The following is a 20,558-nucleotide window of genomic DNA, read 5'->3' on the forward strand; positions in this document are numbered from 1 at the left end:
CCAAGCGTATTGAGGCGCACTTTGCGGAAGTGGCAGGAGCGTGTAAGGGGAAAGTGGTTGAGTGGGACGTGATCAACGAGCCCTTTGACAACCACGACATCACCGATATTCTGGGCCGCGACTCGCTGATCCGCTGGTTCAAGCTCGCTCAAAAACACGATAGCAAGGCGCGGCTCTTTCTCAACGACTACCCGCCCATGGACGGCACCGACAAGGGCAACGCGCACCTCAACCACTTCGAGGACACGCTACGGTTCCTGCAAAAAGGCGGCGCACCGCTCCAGGGGCTCGGCTTCCAAGGGCACTTTGGCGCCTCCCCGATTCCCCCCGCTCGGGTGCTCTCCTGCCTGGATCGCTTTGGAAAGCTCGGCGTGCCCATTGCCATCACCGAGTTTGATATCAACACCGAAGACGAGCAGCTCCAGGCCGACTACACCCGCGATTTTCTCACCGCCTGCTTCTCGCACCCGTCAGTCTCGGAGATTATCAATTGGGGGTTCTGGGAGAAGCGCCACTGGTTCCCCAAGGCCGCGCTGTGGCGTGCGGACTGGAGCATCAAGCCCAACGGCCAGGTCTGGGTGGATCTGACCACAAAGAAATGGCGCACCAACGCCAGCGGTGCCACCAATGCACAGGGTAGTTTCGCCGTGCGCGGCTTCCATGGTGCCTATAAGATCGCCGCTGTCCACAAAGGCAAGCGCTCCGAAGTAAGCTGGACGCTGACGGGCACGCCTACTACCGTCACCCTTGCGATTTAAACGCCGCTTGAAAGCGGCGGGCGACAGTTCACAATGTCTTAATATTGCCGAACTAAACTACCCACATGAACACACTCTATCCTCTCACCTCTCTCGTCGCGCTGGTAGCGGCTCCTGCTCTGGCGCAGGCACAGACAGGTGCTACGTTTTTCGGTCAGACGGAGGTGCATGTGGTGCATATTGCCCTCACCCAAGAGCAGTGGGACGGCATGAGCCCCACCCGTCCACAGGGCTTCGGGCCGATGGACTTGCAGTTCCCTGAGGTCAAGTCTACGATCGCCGTCGATGGCAAAGAGTATGTCGTCGGGCTGCGCTTTAAGGGCAATTCAAGCTACATGAGCAGCTCCCGTGGGCTCAAGCGCCCCTTTAAGATTGACTTTAATCAGCACGTCAAGGGCCAAAGCCACGAAGGGATCACCAAGCTCAACCTCAATAACAACTTCTCGGACCGCACCCAGATTCGCGAGACCCTCGCCTACGAGATCTTCCGACGGATGGGTCTTCCCTCGCCGCGCACGACCATGGCAAAAGTGGGGATCACGCTAGGCGGGGAAGAAAAATCCCTGGGGCTCTACACCCTGGTGCAGCAAGTGGACTCCAGCTTTCTCAAAGAGCACTATGGCACGGGCGAGGGCATGCTCCTCAAGCCGGAGGGAGCCCGTGGGGGAATCACCTATCTGGGCGACGACTGGTCGCGCTACGAGACAGGCTACGACCCAAAGGGTAAACCAACCCCACAAGAGAAAACGCGTCTGATCGCCTTTGCCAAGCTCGTTCACCAGTCCGACGAGGCAACGTTCCAGAAAGAGATCGGCAATTTTCTGGACACCGAGGGCTTCGCGAAGTTTTTAGCCGCCACGGCGGTGACATCTAACGGCGACAATATGTTTGCGATGGGCCATAATTTTTATCTTTGGCTCAATCCCAAGACCAATAAATTTGTCTACCTGCCGTGGGACTTAAACATGGCCTTTGGGGGCTTCCCCATCGGCGACCCGATTCACCTATCGGTAAAGAAGCCCTACAACGGCGAGAGCAAGCTCACGGATCGTTTTCTGGCGATCCCCGAGTTCCGAGCGGCGTACAACAAGTCTTGTCGTGAGGGTGCCAAGATCATGACGGAGCTAGATGCCCTCCATGACTCCACGGCAGCAGCAGCCAAGCCCATCATGGCCTTCGATCCTAAAGACTCTGGCGGAGGCTTCGGTCCAGGAGGCCCTGGTGGAGGAGGCCCCGGCGGGCCAGGCGGCGGTGGCCCCGAAGGTCAGGGTGGCCCGGGCGGGGGACGGCGTGGGGGCGGTGGGCCGGGTGGCCCCGGAGGGCCAGGCGGCATGGGTGGCACCAACGACCTCAAGACCTTCTTTGCGCAGCGCTCTGCCTCTGTAATTGCACAGCTTGACGGCAAAGAAGAGGGCATTATCCCCCAAAGCGGCGGCCCCGGAGGGCCAGGCGGCCCGGGTGGCTTCGATCCCGCCCAGATGCTCGGAACAAGCTTCCTCCAGCTCACGGGGGCAGGTGAGGCTCCGACGCTCACGGCCTTCAACGATGCCTGGAAGAAAGGCGCGGCATTCTGCGACAAGAATAAAGATGGCAAGCTGACCCAAGAAGAGCTAAACGCGGGCGTGAGCTCCGTCCTCGGCGGTGGCTTTGGGCCAGGGCAGTTTTTAGGGCCGCAGATTTGGAGCGCTCTGAAAGCCAAAGATAGCGTTCCGGTGGCGACCTTCACTGCAACGATGGCGCAGTGGGGCGTAAGCTGGGATAGCAACAAAGACGGGAAACTCACGGTTTCGGAGGTGGGGGCGGGCCTGATGCAGGTACTTCCCCCACCCAACGCCGGAGGAGGGTTCTAAAAATGAGCATCGAGGGCGAGATTGTCCGCGCCGGTTTTGAGCGCAAGTACCTGGTTCCTGAGAGCCTCGCGGAGAGCCTGCTCAGCGCCGTGCAAGCGATCCTCCCTCCCGATCCGTACGGGGGACGCTACTCGGTGGCAAGCCTCTATCTCGATACTCCTGACCTGGCTTCCTATCGCCGCGAGGTGCAGGGCAAGTGGCGGCTACGGCGCTATAGCACCACCGAGACGGTCTTTGCAGAGTTCAAGGCTAAACCGGAGCCAGGAAAAGTCCATAAGCGCCGCAGTGCACTCTCGTCAGATCAGCTCCCGGCGAGTCTCCCCGGCTGGTTTCAGAAAGCGATCCATAAACAAAGCCTCTCTCCCACACGCCTCGTCACCTACACCCGAGATGCCTTTGTCGGGGAGCTGGGGGGCGAGGAAGTTCGCCTGACACTGGATCATGCCGTCCAAGCAAGCTCCCATCAGAGCCTCCACTTCCCCCCGTTTGACGGGGGCCAGGGGGTAGGATTCCCCCTCACCGAGGGGCGCATCCTAGAGATCAAGTACGAGTTCGCACTGCCCGCAGAGCTGGCAAAGCTCACCTCGGAGCTCGGCCTGCTCCCGGAGTCGTTCTCCAAGTACCGCACCGCGATAGAGAAAATCCCCCCGTCGGACGGGGGCTAGGGGGCTAGCGTGTCCGAAGTCTGGCGGCTGGCGCGGCGGTTCTGGCCGCAGCTTTTGCTCTTGCTCTTGTTGGAGCTGCTCGGGGCGGGGCTGGCCGTGCTGGCTCCCATCCCGCTCCAGACCGCGCTGGATGTGGTGCTGCAAAAACGCGCCGCCCCCGCTTGGCTGGTGCCGTTCTCGGGAAGCGCCCTGCCCGCACTGTGTGCTGGCAGCCTGTTGGTGACACTTCTTGCCCAGGGCCAAGGCCTGGCAACGGCGCTGCTCTCCACGGGCCTCGGGCAGCGGCTCATTCGTGATCTGCGGGCGCGACTCTTTGCGGCGGCGCAGCGGCTCTCTCTGGCGCGGCATATTGAGCGCGGCACGACCGACACCCTCTACCGCATCCAGTCCGATGCCCAGTCTATTGAGTGGTTCTTGCTGGATGGAGCACTTCCGGTGCTCACAGCCATCACGACCCTGGCGCTGATGCTCACCGCGCTCTTTCGACTCGACACAAGCCTTGGCTGGGTCGGGGTGGCGCTGGGGCCTCCTCTGCTCTTAGCTGCGCGCGCTACTCGCCCTGGCTTGAAAGCGGCCTCGCGTGATGCCAAGCAGAAAGAGAGCGAGGCGCTGAGCATTGTGCAGGCCACGCTGGGGGCGTTGACCAGTGTGAAGGCCTTCGGAATTGAGGACGCGCAGACGCAGCGCTTCGCGGAGGCATCGGAGAAGGCGGTGAAGGTGCGCCTGCGCATCGCACTCCTCGACGGGCTCTTTGGGATGGGAATCCAAACCCTGACGGCACTGGGGACGGCGGCGGCGCTCTACATCGGCGTGGCAGCGGCGCAGCGTGGAGTGCTCACCGTCGGCCAGGTGCTGCTAGGTCTGCACTACCTCAACCAGGTCTACAGCCCGCTGAAGACTCTGGGAAAGAAATGGGCGAGCCTGCAAAACCAAATGGCCGGGCTGGAGCGAGCAACAGCGCTTCTGACGGAGCCTGCGGAGGTGCCGACTCACCCAAACCCCACGCCACTTCCCCAGCCCGTGCGCGGTGAGCTTCGCTTTGAGAACATCGCCTTTGGCTACGACCCACGCCGCCCCGTTCTAGAAAACGTCAGCTTCACCGTCGCGCCCGGTGAGCGTATCGGGATTGTCGGTGAGACGGGCAGCGGCAAGTCCACGCTGCTCTCGCTCCTGATGCGCCTCTACTCCCCCACCAGCGGCGAGATCTTCTTAGACGGCATCAAACTCACGGAAATAGCACTTGCAGAGCTGCGGGCGCAGCTCGCGGTAGTTTTTCAAGAGACGGTTCTCTTGCCGGGGACGCTCGCCGAGAATATCGCGGTGGGAAAGCCGGGCGCGACACTCACCAAGATCGAGGCCGCCGCCAAAGCAGCGCAGCTCCACGAGGCTGTCCAGCGCTTCCCCGATGGCTACCAGACCAAAGTGGGCGAGCGCGGCGCAGCCCTCTCCGGCGGTGAGCGCCAGCGCGTCGGCCTCGCCCGTGCTTTCCTGCGCGATGCCCCGATCCTACTCCTAGACGAGCCCACCAGCGCTCTCGATGCGACGACTGAACAAGAGGTCCTCAGCGCCATGGAGCGCCTCATGGAGGGCCGGACGGTGCTGCTCGTCACCCACCGCGAGAGCGCCCTGCGTGGAATGCATCGCGTTCTTCTGGTTGAAAACCGAACCTTAGTAGCCCACTTCCCCCTACCTTGACAGAGCTTTCTCAAGCCGCGCACAATGGGCTATGGCAACGGAAGATGAGACACGAGCCGAGGCCCTGCGCGGCATGGCCGATCCCGACCCACGCATCCGCGCCTACGCCACAGGGCTGCTGGATCACCTAGCGACGGACGCGTGCGTGGTACCACTCACCAAAGCCCTGTCCGATCCTTCTGCCCATGTCCGGCGGCTGGCGGTGCACGCGCTGGGCTGCCAGGACTGTAAAGCTGCGCCGCTGGACATCGACATTGTGGGCCTGCTGGTAGATCGTGCGCTGCATGACAAGAGCATCCGGGTGCGACGCGTCACCGTGCACCAGCTCGGTCTTCAGCCCCACGATCCCCGCGCCGTCTCCGCGCTGGAGAGCATTCTGGAGCACGACCACGATGAAAAGCTGCGCTCACGAGCGGCGTTTGCGCTCAAGAATCAAACAGCAGAGTATAGTGTGGTAAAATCCCGCTGACAATCGTTATTCGTTAGGGATATTTACTTTGGAACAGCAGGCTGCGCATCAGTTTCCGGTAGACAGTGAGATCGTGGAGATCAAGCAGGACACCACCGGCAATATCAATAAAACCTATGTCGTGACTCTCGCCGATGCGGAGCGCTTCATTCTCCAGCGGATCAATAAGACAGTCTTCACACAGCCCGAACTGGTGATGCGCAACATCCGTACGTTCTCAGAGCATGTCACGCGCAAGCTGGCTGTCGCGCCGCTAGACAAAGGCCGCCGCTGGGAGACGCCCCGCGTAATGGCCACGCAAGACGGTCGTGATTTCTGGCTCGATCCTGAGGGCGAGTACTGGCGCGCCCTGAGCTTTATCCCCCGCTCCCGCTCCTACAACACCGCGCAGAGTGAAGACCATGCCTACGAAGTGGGCTTTGGGCTGGGTGCGTTCCACAACCTCATCAGCGACCTGCCCGCCGACCAGCTCGCCGACACGCTTCCCGGCTTTCATATCGCACCGGGCTATCTGGCGCACTTTGATAAAGTCGTCACCAACCACAAGACCGAGCTCACCGCAGAGGTACGCTACGGCCTAGACTTTGTCGCGACGCGGCGCGGTCTAGCAAGTGTGCTGGAAGACGCGAAAGCCTCAGGAAAGCTCCCCCTGCGCCCGATTCATGGCGATCCGAAGATCAATAACGTGATGATGGACACCACGACCGGGCAAGCCATCAGCATCATTGACCTTGACACCGTCAAGCCGGGTTTAGTCCACTACGACATTGGCGATGGCCTGCGCTCGGCGTGTAATCCCCTCGGAGAAGAGACCAAGGACTTCGACTCGGTGTGCTTCGAGCCGGAGCTGGGCAAGGCGATTCTCAGCGGCTACCTTGAGCAAGCCCACCACTTCCTCACCCCCGCCGACTACGAGCACCTCTTTGATGCGATCCGCCTGATCGCCTTCGAGCTGGGCCTGCGCTTCTTCACGGATCACCTCGCCGGGGATGTCTACTTCACGGCAAACTACCGGGGCCATAACCTGGAGCGTGCCCTCGTCCAGTTTGCACTTTGCAAGAGCATCGAGAGCCAAGAGTCCACGATTCGCAAGATCATCGCCGACGCGCTTTAGCCGCCGGTTGAAACCGGCGGCTGCAGTAGCCTTCGGCTGCAAAGCCCGTGCCGGGCTACAAATTTCCCGAGCCCGGCACGGGCTTTGCGGCACGCAGTGCCATTGGTGACGCCCCATTTCATGGGGCGGCTACCCGCCGACCTTCACTTCGCCAATCGTCACGGTTTCTTTGTTCTGCGTGAGCCGTAGCGTCAGGTGCTGGCGCTTCTCGTTGGGCCGCCCGAAGTTGGTGATGACCGTCGCCTGAACCGTAGTGCCGCCGGTGAGCTTCTGCTCGCCACTACCATAGTAGTTGGTCTGGATTTTATAGACACCGGGCACGGCGCGGCGGATCATGTAGTCCTCGGGGCCGTAGCCACTGGTGAAGTCTTTCGAGAGCTTGCCACCCACTTGTGTTAAGTTGTAGCTGTAAAAGCACTCCTCGCCCGTCGGCTCGATCACGTGCAAGTCCATGTCCGAGCTGTCCGAGTCCCAGGTCATGACAATGCGCACGTCGCACGCCTGGTTAGTGAGCAGGCGGCGGTCGAAGCGATGGCGAGCCAGCGGGTACTTGGCGATAATCGCATTGGCCTCGGTGAGAGCGATGACCTCGATGCCCTCGAAGCGCTCCCAGTGGCGCATGACGACCGTATGGAGCAGCTCCAGCGCACGCTCGGTCTGGCCCAAGTCGGCGAGCACGAGCGCTAAGTCGCGGTAGCTCTGCGGCTCCTCGGGGCGCATCTGTAGAATTTTCCCAAAGAGCCCGGCAGCGATCTGTTTCTCTCCCAGCTGTGCCAGTCGGTGGGCCAGCACGCGCAGCAGCGCCGCGTCCTCGATCTGCAAGTCCGCCAGCGACGACAGCACCCGCAAGCCTTCGTCGCGGCGGCCCAGCTGCAAGAGCAGCTCCGCACAGTCCAGATAGAACGCAGGTGTTGCCGCGTAGCTCTCGCGCTCTGCAAGATAGGCCGCATAGGCTCCCGTCGCCCCCGCCGCCTTGAGCCGCTTCAAATACGGTGCATCGGGTGTCCACGCCTTAATGGTGACGCCCAAACCACTCTCCTCAGAACCAGTGGCGAGAATATTACCATCTTTAGCGACCATAACTCCCTGAGTCCGTCGGCTCAACGTGTAATCCCAGGCGGGTGTTGGCTCTGGCTGTGCGGTTCGAAGGCGTACTTCCTCACGTGCAGAAGTGGCCAGGGGTAGTAGAGCGGGAGCGGCGGGGCGAATTTCTCGTGTTACGGCACGATCAGCGACGACTCCGCCCAGACTCCCACTTAAATCCGAGCCACCTCGTCCATTGCTCCCACTTCCGACTCTTGGGGAGGCGGCATGTTTCTTCTTCTCGTCTTTTGGTTTTGCAGTGCGCGGGAACTCTTTCTTCCACCAAGCCATGCGCTCGTTCCACTGCGCCAAGACGCTCTGGAGCTGCTTTTCGTCCTTGGTGCGCTTTGTGTCTTTCTCCGTTTTCTCTCGGCCCAGCCAGGCATCGTAGAGCGCGGGGCGGGTGCGGGGCGGGGTGATATTGTGCTCGACATACTGCTCCAGGGACTCCAGAACCAGCAGCGACGTTCCCGGCGTGACCAGGTTAAAGTCTCGGCCCAGCGACAGTAGCGCCTCGTGGTTTTCATCGGGCAGCAGCGCCAGACGCTCCACACGCTGCGCGGCCCACTGGCGGGCGATGAGGCCATGAGCCGTGGTAGTGGTGCGCTTGACCGTCACCGTGCGCCGGGAGACGGGCTGTCCCCCCATGCCATAGACCAGCGTGAGGTCGGCGCTATCCGTGAGCAAGCGGCCCGTGACAAGCCCGTCTTGCCACTGAAGATCTGTAGCGCCCTGGCCCTCCACGCGAAGTAGCGTCACGCCTGGTCTGCCAAGAGCCTCGGGGTGGGTGCCGTCGCTCAGCGCACCGCCGGTCTGCTCACAGAAGTAGCGTAGCAGGCCAAAGTTTGTTCCCGACGCAGTGGCGATGGCGTAGATAGGCGTGTTGGCCGCAATGGTCGGGAGTCCCTGCCCAAGATTGGAAAAACCATCCGTAAACCAGAGCCAGTAGTCGCGGTGGGGCAGGTTCAGAGCCCCCAGTGCCGTTCCCCCATCGAAGGGCTGCGCTTTCAGAAACGCGATCAGCTCACGGGCATCGCCGTTGGCAATCTTGAACTTGCGCGGCTTCTCGGCCCGCTCCCGCAAGACAATCACCTCAACAGCAACGGATTTTCCGGCCAGGTGCTGCCCCAACAGCGTCAGCTCCTTGCCAATATCGGCCTTGTGGCGGCTCAGGCTCGCATCCCAGACAATCCCGATGTCACGAGGCGCTACCCGCTCAAGCTTCACCTGCGGCGGCGTGTCGGCGATGCAGAAAAACGTCTCCGGGCGCGGGCTACTGGCACGCATGAAGCTCTCGCTTGCCACCATGGGCTCACCACTCTCGGGAACCGTGATCGTTATATCCTGCTCGGCGCTGTTTTCCAGAACGGCCTCAGCAGTCAGGTGCCCCTCGACGCGCCCGAGCTCCAGTGCTCGCTTGCCCAGAAGCACACGGGCCTGAGGTGCGCTCAACACCTCCACGGTCACTTTCCCCTCGGGAATATTGGTTCCAAAGCGCAGTGGGATGGTTTTCTTATCCGTGCTGTAGGTAATGCGCACCGTGCGAGCACCTTCGGCGGGAAACGGGTAGATGCGCGTCCGAAAGACATTGCCCTCCAGCCGCTCCAGAAGGCCGGGGTCTACGCCCTTGCGCACTTCTTTCTCAAAGACCACGCGGGCTTTCTCTCTCTCCACCGGCACTGCGTCCACCAGCTCGCCTTTGACATCCAGCGCAAACCCGGAGACCGCCGCGCCCTCGGGCAAGGGAAAAATCAGCTCACCCTCCAGAACGCGCTTGGACGGATTGCGAAACGTGAGCGTCTGCGTCACTTGCGTTAGCGACCCTACCACCGTGATCTGAACATCGGCCCGCTCCAGCCGTACAGGAGCCTCTTTCGTCTCTTTTTCTTCGCCCTTCACCGTAAACTGAATCGGGGCAAGCGGCGGCGCTTGCTGGTGCGCAGCAGGCGCAAATTGTGTTGTGGCCGCAAGGGCACAGAGGGATAGGGCAAAGGCAGTGAGGCGCATCGAATTGTTTTCTCCTGCGCTTTTGTCCTCCGCAACGGCCAAAAGGTTCATTCAGCAACACGTAGGGATAATTAGGTGAAGGGTGCCAAAGGGATTTCCGAGGTCCGGCGGGAGATAGTGAGGGGCAACTCGAACTTCAAGACGGTCTTGAGACGGCCCCAGACAACATGAGCGCAATAAAGATCGCGAGTTTGTCGCTTTTATGCTACAATACGTAGTGCCCGAGGATAACAACACTCTCGCCGCCGAAGCAAGCCAGCAAGACTCGCCTGAACAGAAAGTTCGCATCGTCGTGCTGGTTGAGGCTAGTGGAGCATGCCCGTTCGAGGATTGGCTCTATGGCTTGCGGGATCGTGCGGCTCAGGTGCGGCTCTTGATACGACTTCTGCGGATCGCCGAGCAAGGCAACTTTGGTTCTCATCGAGAGCGGATCAGCGGTGCGGTGAGTGAGCTAAAGCTAGACTATGGCCCCGGTTATCGTGTCTATTTTGTGCGACAGGGCGATACGCTGGTGATTCTGCTGGGCGGGGGAGTCAAGGCAAGCCAGCAGCGCGATATTGTGTCGGCAGTGGCACTGTGGGAGAGGAATAAAGACGATGCTGAAAGATTTTCGCGCGAGTTTCGCACCCCTGCTGAGTGACCCAGAGTTCCAGCGGGAGTTTCTGGCGGCTCTCTACGAAGAGAAAGGTGCTGAAGGGATTTTCGAGGGTCTGCGGGAGATCGCAACCGCCACCAAGAAAATGCCTGAGATCGCGGAGTCAGCGGGTGTAGCCCGCACGAGCCTCTACCGCTCGCTCTCGCTAGGAGGAAACCCGAACTTCAAGACCGTACGAGCCGCGCTCAACACACTCGGGATGGACTTTGCCATCGTCCCCAAGAAAGCCGCGTAGGCTGCACTGCTTCATCTGGATAGAGGCGACAGTTTATCAGCCGCGTCGTAGGTGTAGCTGCGAGACGCGCTGTAGCTGGCCATGCCTGTGCGACTCTTGAAAGACAGCGCAGTAGCGCGAGCGGCGTTTCTTCTGCCCAAGACCCGCCCCTCCCGTGGCTAGCCAAGAGGCTGTATACTAGCAGCATCCATGCTGTTTTTGGCTCTGCTGATCCTGATCGCCTTGCTGGTCTTGCTCTTTACGCCGATCCTTCCGATGCGACGGCGACGTGGGGGTGTGGCGGGTTTTCCGTTCGTGACGGTGGGGCTTCTGGCGATCAACACGATTGTTTTCCTCGGGAGCATGAGCAGTGGCGAGGAGTTTATCCGGCAGTGGGCACTGGTGCCCAACGACCTTCAGCTTGCTTCCCTCCTGAGCTATGCCTTCCTCCACGGCGATATTTTTCATCTCCTAGGCAACCTGATCACGCTCTATGTGATCGGAGTGCACGTGGAGGAAGCGCTGGGCAACCTCCCCTACCTACTGGCCTACCTGGCCGGGGCGCTGGTGGCGGGACTCGGGCACGCGGGAGCGGTTCTGCTCTTTTTTCCCGGCTCCGCAGGGACTCCCATGGTCGGTGCCTCCGGGGCGATCTTCTGTGTCTTAGGGCTCTTTGCCGTGCGTTTTTGGCGAACTCGCGTCCGGCTTTTCTGGATTCCAGCGGTTCCGGCAGCCGTGGCAGTCGGGATTGTGATGGTTCTCCAGATCTTCATGGCGATTCGCTCTTTAGTGGACCATGGAGCGGACCAGGTGGCCTATGCCGCGCACCTGATTGGCTTCTTCTTCGGCTTTGGGATCGCCTTCCCTCTCCGCGTCTTGGAGCAGAGCGCCCGTGAGTACGGGATCGAGGACGCCGAGAAGGCACTGGCGGCGGGCGACCTGACCACGGCGGCAGGCTACTACCGCGAGCTACTCGTCCGCACGCCGACAGACGGCGGCCTGGCCCACACACTCGCGCTGGTGCATGTCCGCCTCGGGGAGCAAGAGGCGGCGCACCGCTACTTCACGCAGGCTCTGGACTTGTTCTCCAAGCAAGGAAACGCCGCCGCGGTGGCCCGAATCTACAGCGATGCTCAGACCAATCTGTTGCGCGTCTCCCTTCCGGTGCGCCTCTTGCAGCGGGTGGCCAGCGCCTGTGAAGATGCCCAGCAGTACGAGCTGGCCCGTCAGGCGCTGGCCAATCTCTGCCGCGACTTCACCCACACCACCGATGCTGAGCTAGGAATGCTAAAATTGGGTAAACTGCACCTACAGAAGCTAGGACAGCGCGACAACGCCTTAGCGATCTTTGCGGAGTTCCTACGGCTCTACCCCACGTCTGAGTGGGCAAATCATGTTCGAGGATTGATTACGGAAAACCAGAATGCTTCTTGACCCCGAGTTTTTGCAAAAGCTGGCCACAGTGCTCCCCAACAGCGAGACGGGTGAGGCACACTCTAGCCGCACCACGCGCCGCACTCCCCGAAGCGACTCTCTCTTCCGGCTGGGGCGACGTGCCGAGCCCACCCGAAAATCCTCCCGCTTTGAGCGCATGCTGGCTCGCCTGCTGCGGCTGGAGACCACCTCGCTTCATGTTTTACTGGACGCCTCACTGGCCATGACGTTCGCGGGCTACACTCCCCCCGAGCCCTCGCAAAAGTTCGATTTTGCCCGGCGCTTCACCGCCATGCTTGGCTATGCCACCACCCAGCGCGACCTGCGCTTTGAGGTCACCGCCCTCTCTCCCGCGCGCGGCACACGGAGCCCCATTGTCCAGCACCCCGAGGACATCTCCCAGCTCCTAGACTATCTGGAGAAGCTCCGGGCGGGCGGGACGCGCAACTTTGCCTGGGCGCTCCGCAAGCGGATGCGCCGTAGCTCGCGACGCTCGCTGTTTATCCTGCTCTCCGACTTTCGGGATCGCAACTGGGAGTGGGGTGCCCCTGCGCTCTTAACGGGTGAAGCCCGTGTGGTGCTGGTTCATCTGATGGACCGCTCCGAGCTGCAAGAGAGCAGCCACGGACTACGGCTCGAAGACGACATCCGCCAGCGCCTCGCCGAGCTTGCCCAGCGCTACCAGCTAGAGTATCTCATCGTCCCCACTGACACGCCCCTCGAAGAAGCCTTTCTCCACGCCGCCGGGGATCGCTAAAAATCCGTCCCTAGACTGAGGGGAAATGCGCTACGGCGACGTACAATTAGAATTATGATCAAAGGCCCCCCATCGCGCCTACGCACTCAGCTCCGGGAGTCGCATGTCAAAGCCGCTGCGACAACATCTCTCGCAACCCTGGGAGGACTGGTACTGCTAGGACTGCTCAAAGGCTCCAACGAGCCCAGTTTCCTGGAGCGCCTCCTGCCCAGTGCGCTTGTTCTCGCGCTCTCGTCGGGTGTGGTGGCGGGAATCTCGGGCTATCTCTCAGCGCGGCGACTTGCCTGGCGCTTCGATGCCATGACCCGTGCTGCAGATGCCTGGGCACGCGGCGACTTTACGGCGATGGCTCCCGAGGCCCCTGATGAGATGGGGCAGCTCGCCAGTCGCTTGAACCGCATGGCCGCCGAGCTTCAAGACTTAATGGCGCTCCGGCAAGATGTCGCCACACTAGAAGAGCGCAACCGCCTAGCGCGAGATCTCCACGACACGGTCAAGCAACATCTCTTTGCTGCCTCTATGCAGATTGGAGCCGCCAAGGCGCTGCTTCCTGCACAGCCCGACCAGGCCCTCACGCGCCTTGACACCGCCAACGACCTTGCCCAGCAGGCCCAGCGCGACCTGACCAGTGTCTTACAAGAGCTACGGCCTGTCAGCGCCCAGGGTGCCCCGCTCGCGATTCTGCTCAAGGGCCATGTGAGTGACTGGAGCCGCCGCAATAGTATCCCGTCCACCTTCGAGAGCGATGAGCTTCCGCCGCTTGCACCCGAGGCAGCCAATGGCCTACTGCGGATCGCGCAAGAAGCTCTTGCCAATGCCAGCAAGCACAGCGAGGCAACTCGTGTGGAGGTCTCTCTCAGGCGCGATGATGCGGGAGGGGTTCGCCTGCTAATCCGTGACAATGGGCGCGGCTTCGATGCCCGTCAGCGCCGAATTTGTGGCGGTGAGGGCTTCGGGCTCCACACGATGCGTGAGCGGGCACAAGACCTGCCTGGTGGTCGGCTTCAGCTCCTGAGCACTCCCGGCGCGGGCTGCTGCATCGTGGTGCGCTGTGATGGTGTCGCACGCCCCGCACGTATGGATGATTTTCTGGGGATGGAAGACACCATCCGGATGCTGTAAATGGACGAGATCACGGTTCTGCTCACCGACGATCACGCGATTGTGCGTCAGGGAGTTCGGGCGTTTCTGGAGACCCAGTCGGATATTAAAGTCGTGGGTGAGGCGGGCAGTGGCGAAGAGGCCATCCAGCTCTGTGAGGCCCTCGCCCCGGATATCGTGCTGATGGACCTACTCATGCCCGGAATGGGGGGAGTGGAAGCCACACGGCGGGTAAAGGCGATTAGCCCTCGCACCCGGGTGATTGTCCTAACCAGTTATCATGAAGATGAGCACGTGCTTCCCGCGATTCGTGCAGGGGCACTCTCCTACTTACTCAAAGACGTGGCGGCGGGTGAGATTGCCACGGCGATTCGCAAAGCAGCAGCGGGGGAAGTCACCCTCTCTCCGGCGATTGCCGCGCAGATGATGAAAGCAGTCACGGGGGAACGTAAGTCACCCGAGGCCCCTGGCCCGGAGTCGCCGTTGACAGTCCGGGAGCGGGAAGTGATTCGTCTGATTGCTGATGGGCTCTCGAACACCGAGATCGCAGAGAGGCTGTTCCTCTCGGAGAAAACCGTCAAGAGCCACGTCAGCAATATCCTCGCTAAGCTCCATGTCACAGACCGCACGCAGGCGGCGGTCTATGCATGGCGCGAAGGCATCATGACCCGCTAGCGACCGAAGCCACCGAAGCCGCCCATTCCGCCTCCCATACCACCGCCCATACCGCCCATACCACCGCCCATACCACCCATCATACCGCCGCCACCCATGCCACCCATGCCGCCGCCCATGCCACCCATGCCGCCGCCCATGCCACCCATGCCGCCGCCCATCATGCCGCCCATGCCGCCGCCCATGCCGCCCATGCCGCCACCCATGCCACCCATGCCGCCGCCCATGCCGCCCATGCCACCACCACCCTGCATAGCTCGACTGGAGAAGGAGACATTAATAATCCCTCCTAATATCTGGCTTAAGTCCATCGGATCAAGATAGGTGAGGCTAATGCGCTCGTAGGCCGCATTTGGCCGAATGATTTCATCGGGTCCTATCGGAGCAGGTGCTGAGTCCTGAGGATTAGGATTGATCGCACGAGGCTTGACAATCCAGACACCGTTTTCTTTGGTGTAGGTAAGAGGCACACTAGCTGCACGCATGATCAGCTTCAGTGCATTCTCAAAGGGCTGCTCTGTAATCTTAAGCGTGACAAATCCCACAACATTATTGTCAATGATATAGTTATTAATGCCTGCTTGCTTGAACGCAGCCTCAATCGTAGAACGAATGGGCGAGTCTTGCAGGTCAAAAGTAACATTATTTAATTTTTCTTGTGCAAATGCGCTCATAGGAAGAACAATTGCAATAGCAGATAACACCGCCCCAGCGGCAAATTTCCCGGTAAAATTCACTTTTTTCCTCATCTTCTAAATACGAACAGTTTACTACTCGTATTCTAAACAAATTGGACACGAGGAAAGTTCATTCCTTCAAATTATTTTTATTTTTTTCTAAAAAACAAATCGTCTAAAGCGACGAAAGTACATTTAAAAGCACGGGTAGCTGAAGATACGGTAGCTCAGGCGAGGTGAGTATCCCTGAGTAGAGGGCCGGTGGCGTTCCAGGAGGCACTTGAAGAATCAACTGTACAGTTTGAATGGCATCGGGCGCTAGCTGAAAAACCGCTGAAGAGGGCAGAAGTTGCTCGGGTTCAATACGATTTCCCGCCGCGCTCAGCAGCGGCGTACTTCGCAGGATAAACGTCACCGGGTCGGCTTGGTCGTTGTGCAGACGAAAGGGCAAGGCAACGTGCTCCCCCGCACGAACAGGCAGAGCGGGCATGAGGCTGTGGCGTGCCAAGGTCGGCAAGGCTCCTCGTGCGACCTCGGTGTCTAAGATGGAGGAAGCCACTTCCAAGAGATCTTGCGGAAGCTCGGGCGCTGCCGCAGGCTCGGTCGGCTCGATAGCGTCACTAGGCTCCAGAGGCACCAGCGTGCGGCTCCGGTAGGTAGCCAAAGGGGTACAAACGTCGAGGGGTTTTCGTCGGTAGGTCTGCATCTTAAGAGTTCCGTGAGATCATGTAGCCGATCAAGTCTGAGAGAAACGTGCGGTGCTCCGAGGGGCCAGCGTCGGCAAAGGCTTGCTCAAAGGCATCCAGGGTGGCCTGGACAAAGCGCTCCGAGACGGCCTGGGCATGTGTGATACTGCCGTAGTGGGTCATGCGCTCCAGAATCCACGCGACATCGTCGGCACTGCGCTGTGGGCGGGTCTGTGCCAGAAAGCCTTCAAGACGCTCCTGCTCACTGCGACTTGCGTGCTGAAGCAAGTGCACCAGCATCAGCGTGCGCTTCCCCTCCCAGAGGTCGCCACCGATCTCTTTGCCGTAGCTCTTGTCATCGCCCACTAAGTTGAGCACATCGTCTTGGATCTGAAACGCCACACCCATAAAGTAGCCAAAGCGATTGAAGACATTGAGGTCTAGCCGATCTTTGCGAGCGATCAGCGCCCCGATGCGACACGGATGGATAAAGCTGTACCAGCAGGTCTTCTTGAGGATCATCTCCAGGTAGTCGGCCTCGGTGACCGTGATGTCGTTGTCGCGTATCCAGCCCAGCTCCAGTGCCTGGCCTTCCAGCGACTGCAAGAGAAGGTGCTCAAACTCCTCGATAATGCGCCAGGTCAGTGGTCCCCCCAGCGTCGGGAGATTCTCTCGCACCAGCTTGAGGCTGAGCATGTTGAGCGCATCGCCCGCGTTTACGGCCAGCGGCATCCCGTACTGTGCCATCATCGTGGGCTGGGTGCGCCGAAACTCGCTCCCGTCTTCCACATCGTCGTGGACGAGAAACGCATTGTGGAGCATCTCCAGCGCCACAGCGGACTTGAGTGCCTCTTCCTCAGAGCCACCAAATGCCCCGCAGGTCGCCAGGCAGAGTGCCGGGCGCAGGCCCTTTCCTCTCCGCGCTAGGTGTTCGGCCATCGGGCCATAGAGATAGCGCTGGGGCTCGCGTGTGGGCAGCGCCGCCAGCAGGCCCGCCTGGATCAGCTCTCCGTAGTGCGCAAGCCGCTGGCGTAGAAGCTCCGTGGTCACGACAGGACATCCTCAGGCATCAGGGGCAGGATATGCACGCGTCCGGTGCGGCTCTTGGGCGCTACGTTATTAAGACCAAGCTGGCTGAGATGAGCTAAAAGCTGCTGGCTCACGGCAGTAGGCGCTAGCGGGGCGGCTCCGGGTGTGCCTTGATTGAAGACCTGCACCGCGCTCTCGATCAGCGACATCGTGGCAAGCCCGAGGCGCACTTGGGAGTCGTCCCACGGCAGGCCCTGCTGGTAGCGCAGGCGGTCTAGGGCACGCCAGGGTTCAAACAGCTCCGGCTCATGAAGCTTCCAGAGCTGGCACGGTGTGGCGCTTACGCCCGAGGCGCTAAGAATTCCATTGACGGCACGACGGGCGGCTTCGTTAGCCCCCTCCATGGTCGCCAAGTCCGTGTAGGTCCGCACGTAGTCGGAGGCGAGAAAGAGATTGGGAATCGCGGTCACTGCCTCGGGCCGCAGCCGCCAGGTATTGATCAGATTCACCAGAAGCGGCTCTTTGTTCTCCAGCACGCCGCTGGCATTGCGCTTGATATCAGGATCTAAGAACCAGCCGTGCAGATGGCGATCCTGAAGAATCTCTTGGCCGTTGATATTGATATTGATACTGCGCTTGAGCTGCTCCCAGACCTCGGCCTTGATCTCCTCGCGCGTACACTGCTTGGCGGTCTTTCCATTGAAGCCGAGCGCCTCCCACTCGGAGATATCCACAGAGAGAATGCCTTGGATCGTGCCATCGCCATAGTGGCTCAAGTCAATCTCAGGCCAGAACTGTTTTTGCGACACGGACGTCAAGGCCCACGGCGAGTCAATATAGATCGTGTGGCCGTGTGTGAGCGGAGCATCTTTGGTAAGGTAGAGCTGGAGACCGTTCATCCAGTCCACACCGCCTTGGCTCAAGGGAAGGAGATTCCCCAGCGATGGATCGGCGTGAAGTAACTCGGGGGTAAGAAGCTGGGCCATGCGCTCGACAGGAACCGCGCAGATATAGTAGTCCCCGACGGCCTCAAACGTCCGCCCGTGCTGCGTGACCTGTGCACTGGTGATCTTGCCATCGGTGCAGCGAATCGCCTGAAGCTCGGACTCAAAGTGGTAGACCACGCCGCGCTGCGTCAGATACGCAAGCCAAGGGCCAATCCAGACCTCGTTGGTCGGGCCATTGAGAAGCCTATCGCTACTGGTACCGGGCTCCACCACATCAAAGAGGAGCTGTACTAAGATATCCCCGATGGTTTTTGTGCTCGCGAGGCGCGCTTTAGCCGCGACCAGCGAGCGCGTGATCCCAAAGCCTAAGAACTTCTGGTAGGCCACCGAGCGCGTCTCCGCTCCGATAAAGTCCCACCAGTCGAGCTTCTCGTACTCGTCGAAGCGCCGCTCCTGACAGGATGTGATAATCTGCCAGATCTTCGAGCCAAAGAACGTCAGCTCCTCGGGCGTTAATCCCAAGTCGTTGCCAAAGAGCAAGCTCAAGTCATCGAGAACCACCCGAATGTCTTCCAGCGAGCGCGGCGAGCGTGAGGGGAGCACAAACGAGTTTCTCTCAAAGCGGGCCATCTCAATGCGGGTCGTGTCTACCAAGTTATCTACCACGGAGCTACTCGCCCCGTAGGGGATGCGGCTCATCGTGTCGATAACATGCTTATAAAACCGAGGGAAGAAGCGGAAGCCGTGCTCACCGGGCAGGTCTTTTCGCATCCCGTCAGGCCCTGTCGTCGCAGAGCCCGGCACCGGGATGCTCCGGGCCTTGCCACCGGGAATGCTCTGGCGCTCGTAGACCTCCACGGCAAAGCCCCGCTCGATCAGCTCGTGCGCAGCGCTTAGCCCGGCGACTCCCCCGCCTAAAATGACGACTTTCTTCTTCACTTTTGCTTGGTGCTAGGGTCGGCCAGCTCAAAGGAGCAAATCGCTTCCGTTTCCTTAACTCGGTAGGTGAAGCGCTCGTAGACACGGAAGTGGTACTGGGCTTCGTCGGAGATATTGAGAAACTGAACCGTGGGCGGCGTGGCGACGACGAGATCAATGGGATCGCCGCAGAGGGAGACCACCACACCACAGCGAGGCGGCAAGATCCCGGAGCGCTGGAGCGGCATCCCCAGCATCGGGGTGATGCGATCACTGGGCAGCACCAGCGAGCCACGCTCGGGCGTAAAGGCCTCGACATAGGCCTGATCCCCCAGCACACAGGCAAACGGCCCGAGATGGCCATTTTGCTCCAACGCGGTGATCGCGGCCACGATGATGCGGACGATACTCTCCGAAAACGGGGGCTCCGCGACGGGTATCCGATAGCCTGTGGGTCGAAGCTTCAAGCCCTCCTGGAATAGCCCCTCTATCTTCTGTCCACTCGTGACAAGACACTGCTTGGGTACTAAAATATCGTTGAGCTCCTCACGGCTCGGGTTACGCCTAGGCAGCCCCCGAAAGGTAATCGCGTCCTCGGCTCGTGCCAGGATATTGGCCCCCCGTCGAAAGGCCAGCAAGGCATCCTCGATCCGCTCCTGCGCCATCTGCTGCTGCTTGAGATAGACATGTACCGTGAGCGAGCAGAGCGTCAAGGTCTCCACATCATCCACACGCAGGGGGGTACCCGCCTCGTCAAACTCCAGCAGGTTCTGACGCCGCACCACTTCCGCACTCTTTGCCAGTGGGCCATAACACGGAAGAAACGAGCCCGCCACGCTGGACTTAGTGACTTCTTCCTGAACCGTCTGATTGATCTGGTTCCACTGATCTTGCGACCACTCAATTTGCCGACTAGGACTCTCCATAGCTTTTACGCCTTTCTTTCTTACCAAAGCGATTAGGAAGAATTACCGAACCGCATAAACATCATACGAAATAACAAAATATTCTTTATAAACAACGCCTATTGCAATCGTAAAAAGCCTATTCATCCAAATATAGTCCCTATTCGATGTTAAAAACCGACAATTCAAACGAGCAGTCGGCTTTTCAGGCCAATTATTGTCTATAAAATTCTTAAATCCATTAATCCCTAATTCAAAAACGCCTGTTGCCGTCATATAGATCAAAGCACCGTCATCTGTCTCAAGACAGGCATGTATATCAGGATCACCAATGCCGTCTCTGCGAATGGTCATCCAGTCTCCCCCGTGCTTTTTCACGACACCTCGTATTAAAGGCCCGGAAAATATACCTTCTTCCACAAACCAGTTCACTTTCAGGCCTTCCGGGGTATCACCAAAGACTTCCAGGTTCTGTGTCAAATTTACGGTCAAGGAAAAAAGATAGTCCAGGTGAAAGGGAAAACGTGTCTGCGTAGGAGTCCGTAAAGTAAGCTCATTTTCTCTGGCTGTCGTCAGTTCTGATTTCATTTGAAACGACGATGGGAGTTGCTGATAGGTCGCAATGTCGGGCACCTGGCGACCGCCACAGTGAAAGACAGGTACGTACTCCACAAGGCACTCTTGGCCGACATCGGGAAAGCTTGCCTGGTAGTACTGTGTGGCGCTGGCATAGTCAGTGCGCACTAAGACGGCGGGGATTGTCTGTGTCCGACCACTGTCAATACGACAGTGGACGACAACTCGGTTTCCCGGCTTGATCGGTGAGACGCCGACCGTGAGGGTCTGAGGCGACGGCAAAAACTCACCATTCGCGGAGACCGGCGCGGGTGCATCGCTCGTGCCATACCAGAGGGTCAAG

19 protein-coding genes are annotated in these 20,558 nt (G+C 59.9%); 12 read left to right on the plus strand and 7 right to left on the minus strand.

Features of this window, described 5'->3' with window-relative positions:
* From RMO15_RS22170 to RMO15_RS22195, 6 genes are all read left to right on the plus strand, one after another.
* Positions 1-758: endo-1,4-beta-xylanase (locus RMO15_RS22170; RefSeq protein WP_309717331.1), on the plus strand; the 758-nt coding region annotated here is incomplete at its 5' end.
* 65 nt (positions 759-823) lie between these two features.
* On the plus strand, positions 824-2,608 hold the full coding sequence (locus RMO15_RS22175; protein WP_309717334.1) for a CotH kinase family protein: 1,785 nt from the start codon (positions 824-826) through the stop codon (positions 2,606-2,608).
* Positions 2,609-2,610: 2 nt separating this feature from the next.
* Positions 2,611-3,273 carry a polyphosphate polymerase domain-containing protein gene (locus tag RMO15_RS22180; protein ID WP_309717337.1) on the plus strand — a complete coding sequence of 221 codons (663 nt, stop codon included), beginning with the start codon at positions 2,611-2,613 and terminating at the stop codon, positions 3,271-3,273.
* 9 nt (positions 3,274-3,282) lie between these two features.
* Complete coding sequence (locus RMO15_RS22185; protein WP_309717340.1) at positions 3,283-4,968, plus strand: ABC transporter ATP-binding protein; 1,686 nt, start codon at positions 3,283-3,285, stop codon at positions 4,966-4,968.
* 31 nt (positions 4,969-4,999) lie between these two features.
* A complete protein-coding gene (locus tag RMO15_RS22190; RefSeq protein WP_309717343.1) occupies positions 5,000-5,437 on the plus strand; it encodes a HEAT repeat domain-containing protein in 438 nt (145 codons plus the stop codon).
* Between the two features lie 28 nt (positions 5,438-5,465).
* A complete protein-coding gene (locus RMO15_RS22195) occupies positions 5,466-6,551 on the plus strand; it encodes an aminoglycoside phosphotransferase family protein (RefSeq protein WP_309717346.1) in 1,086 nt (361 codons plus the stop codon).
* Positions 6,552-6,680: 129 nt separating this feature from the next.
* Here RMO15_RS22195 and RMO15_RS22200 read toward each other — a convergent pair whose 3' ends face one another.
* The gene (locus RMO15_RS22200; RefSeq protein ID WP_309717349.1) at positions 6,681-9,641 is read right to left on the minus strand and encodes a VIT domain-containing protein; all 2,961 of its coding nucleotides are present in this window, start codon (positions 9,639-9,641) and stop codon (positions 6,681-6,683) included.
* Positions 9,642-9,843: 202 nt separating this feature from the next.
* Here RMO15_RS22200 and RMO15_RS22205 point away from each other — a divergent pair, with 202 nt between their 5' ends.
* The 6 genes from RMO15_RS22205 (at position 9,844) to RMO15_RS22230 (ending at position 14,477) form a co-directional block, all read left to right on the plus strand.
* Positions 9,844-10,281: a type II toxin-antitoxin system RelE/ParE family toxin gene (locus tag RMO15_RS22205; RefSeq protein WP_309717353.1), complete on the plus strand. Its 438-nt coding sequence runs from the start codon at positions 9,844-9,846 to the stop codon at positions 10,279-10,281.
* Entirely contained in the window at positions 10,238-10,531 is a 294-nt protein-coding gene (locus RMO15_RS22210; RefSeq protein WP_309717356.1) for an addiction module antidote protein, read from the plus strand. The genes RMO15_RS22205 and RMO15_RS22210 overlap by 44 nt, the downstream gene beginning before the upstream one ends.
* A gap of 189 nt (positions 10,532-10,720) precedes the next feature.
* Entirely contained in the window at positions 10,721-11,944 is a 1,224-nt protein-coding gene (locus RMO15_RS22215; RefSeq protein ID WP_309717359.1) for a rhomboid family intramembrane serine protease, read from the plus strand.
* Positions 11,934-12,701 (plus strand): hypothetical protein, encoded by a 768-nt coding sequence (locus RMO15_RS22220; RefSeq protein WP_309717374.1) that lies wholly within the window; start codon positions 11,934-11,936, stop codon positions 12,699-12,701. The genes RMO15_RS22215 and RMO15_RS22220 overlap by 11 nt, the downstream gene beginning before the upstream one ends.
* Before the next feature lie 54 nt (positions 12,702-12,755).
* Positions 12,756-13,823 (plus strand): histidine kinase, encoded by a 1,068-nt coding sequence (locus tag RMO15_RS22225; protein WP_309717381.1) that lies wholly within the window; start codon positions 12,756-12,758, stop codon positions 13,821-13,823.
* The gene (locus tag RMO15_RS22230; RefSeq protein ID WP_309717384.1) at positions 13,824-14,477 is read left to right on the plus strand and encodes a response regulator transcription factor; all 654 of its coding nucleotides are present in this window, start codon (positions 13,824-13,826) and stop codon (positions 14,475-14,477) included. It begins immediately after the preceding gene.
* Here RMO15_RS22230 and RMO15_RS22235 read toward each other — a convergent pair.
* The 6 genes from RMO15_RS22235 to RMO15_RS22260 form a co-directional block, all read right to left on the minus strand.
* Positions 14,474-15,151 carry a hypothetical protein gene (locus RMO15_RS22235; protein WP_309717387.1) on the minus strand — a complete coding sequence of 226 codons (678 nt, stop codon included), beginning with the start codon at positions 15,149-15,151 and terminating at the stop codon, positions 14,474-14,476. The two genes, RMO15_RS22230 and RMO15_RS22235, sit on opposite strands and share 4 nt — an antisense overlap.
* 178 nt (positions 15,152-15,329) lie before the next feature.
* On the minus strand, positions 15,330-15,860 hold the full coding sequence (locus RMO15_RS22240) for a hypothetical protein (RefSeq protein WP_309717390.1): 531 nt from the start codon (positions 15,858-15,860) through the stop codon (positions 15,330-15,332).
* 1 nt (position 15,861) lies between these two features.
* Positions 15,862-16,890 (minus strand): polyprenyl synthetase family protein, encoded by a 1,029-nt coding sequence (locus RMO15_RS22245; RefSeq protein ID WP_309717393.1) that lies wholly within the window; start codon positions 16,888-16,890, stop codon positions 15,862-15,864.
* A complete protein-coding gene (locus RMO15_RS22250) occupies positions 16,887-18,755 on the minus strand; it encodes an FAD-dependent oxidoreductase (protein ID WP_309717395.1) in 1,869 nt (622 codons plus the stop codon). The genes RMO15_RS22245 and RMO15_RS22250 overlap by 4 nt, the downstream gene beginning before the upstream one ends.
* On the minus strand, positions 18,752-19,660 hold the full coding sequence (locus tag RMO15_RS22255; RefSeq protein WP_309717397.1) for an encapsulin: 909 nt from the start codon (positions 19,658-19,660) through the stop codon (positions 18,752-18,754). Before RMO15_RS22255 ends, RMO15_RS22250 begins: the two co-directional genes overlap by 4 nt.
* Positions 19,661-19,702: 42 nt before the next feature.
* Positions 19,703-20,558: DUF3237 domain-containing protein (locus RMO15_RS22260; protein ID WP_309717401.1), on the minus strand; the 856-nt coding region annotated here is incomplete at its 5' end.

It is taken from the genome of Armatimonas sp. (assembly GCF_031410135.1).
GTDB lineage: Bacteria > Armatimonadota > Armatimonadia > Armatimonadales > Armatimonadaceae > Armatimonas.

Bases quoted from the DNA above. Each gene is read 5' to 3' on its own strand.
- RMO15_RS22205 (WP_309717353.1), top strand. From the start codon at position 9,844: ATGCTACAATACGTAGTGCCCGAGGATAACAACACTCTCGCCGCCGAA.
- RMO15_RS22215 (WP_309717359.1), top strand. From the start codon at position 10,721: ATGCTGTTTTTGGCTCTGCTGATCCTGATCGCCTTGCTGGTCTTGCTC.
- RMO15_RS22190 (WP_309717343.1), top strand. From the start codon at position 5,000: ATGGCAACGGAAGATGAGACACGAGCCGAGGCCCTGCGCGGCATGGCC.
- RMO15_RS22235 (WP_309717387.1), bottom strand. From the start codon at position 15,151: ATGAGCGCATTTGCACAAGAAAAATTAAATAATGTTACTTTTGACCTG.
- RMO15_RS22220 (WP_309717374.1), top strand. From the start codon at position 11,934: ATGCTTCTTGACCCCGAGTTTTTGCAAAAGCTGGCCACAGTGCTCCCC.
- RMO15_RS22200 (WP_309717349.1), bottom strand. From the start codon at position 9,641: ATGCGCCTCACTGCCTTTGCCCTATCCCTCTGTGCCCTTGCGGCCACA.
- RMO15_RS22175 (WP_309717334.1), top strand. From the start codon at position 824: ATGAACACACTCTATCCTCTCACCTCTCTCGTCGCGCTGGTAGCGGCT.
- RMO15_RS22240 (WP_309717390.1), bottom strand. From the start codon at position 15,860: ATGCAGACCTACCGACGAAAACCCCTCGACGTTTGTACCCCTTTGGCT.
- RMO15_RS22230 (WP_309717384.1), top strand. From the start codon at position 13,824: ATGGACGAGATCACGGTTCTGCTCACCGACGATCACGCGATTGTGCGT.
- RMO15_RS22225 (WP_309717381.1), top strand. From the start codon at position 12,756: ATGATCAAAGGCCCCCCATCGCGCCTACGCACTCAGCTCCGGGAGTCG.
- RMO15_RS22180 (WP_309717337.1), top strand. From the start codon at position 2,611: ATGAGCATCGAGGGCGAGATTGTCCGCGCCGGTTTTGAGCGCAAGTAC.
- RMO15_RS22255 (WP_309717397.1), bottom strand. From the start codon at position 19,660: ATGGAGAGTCCTAGTCGGCAAATTGAGTGGTCGCAAGATCAGTGGAAC.
- RMO15_RS22210 (WP_309717356.1), top strand. From the start codon at position 10,238: ATGCTGAAAGATTTTCGCGCGAGTTTCGCACCCCTGCTGAGTGACCCA.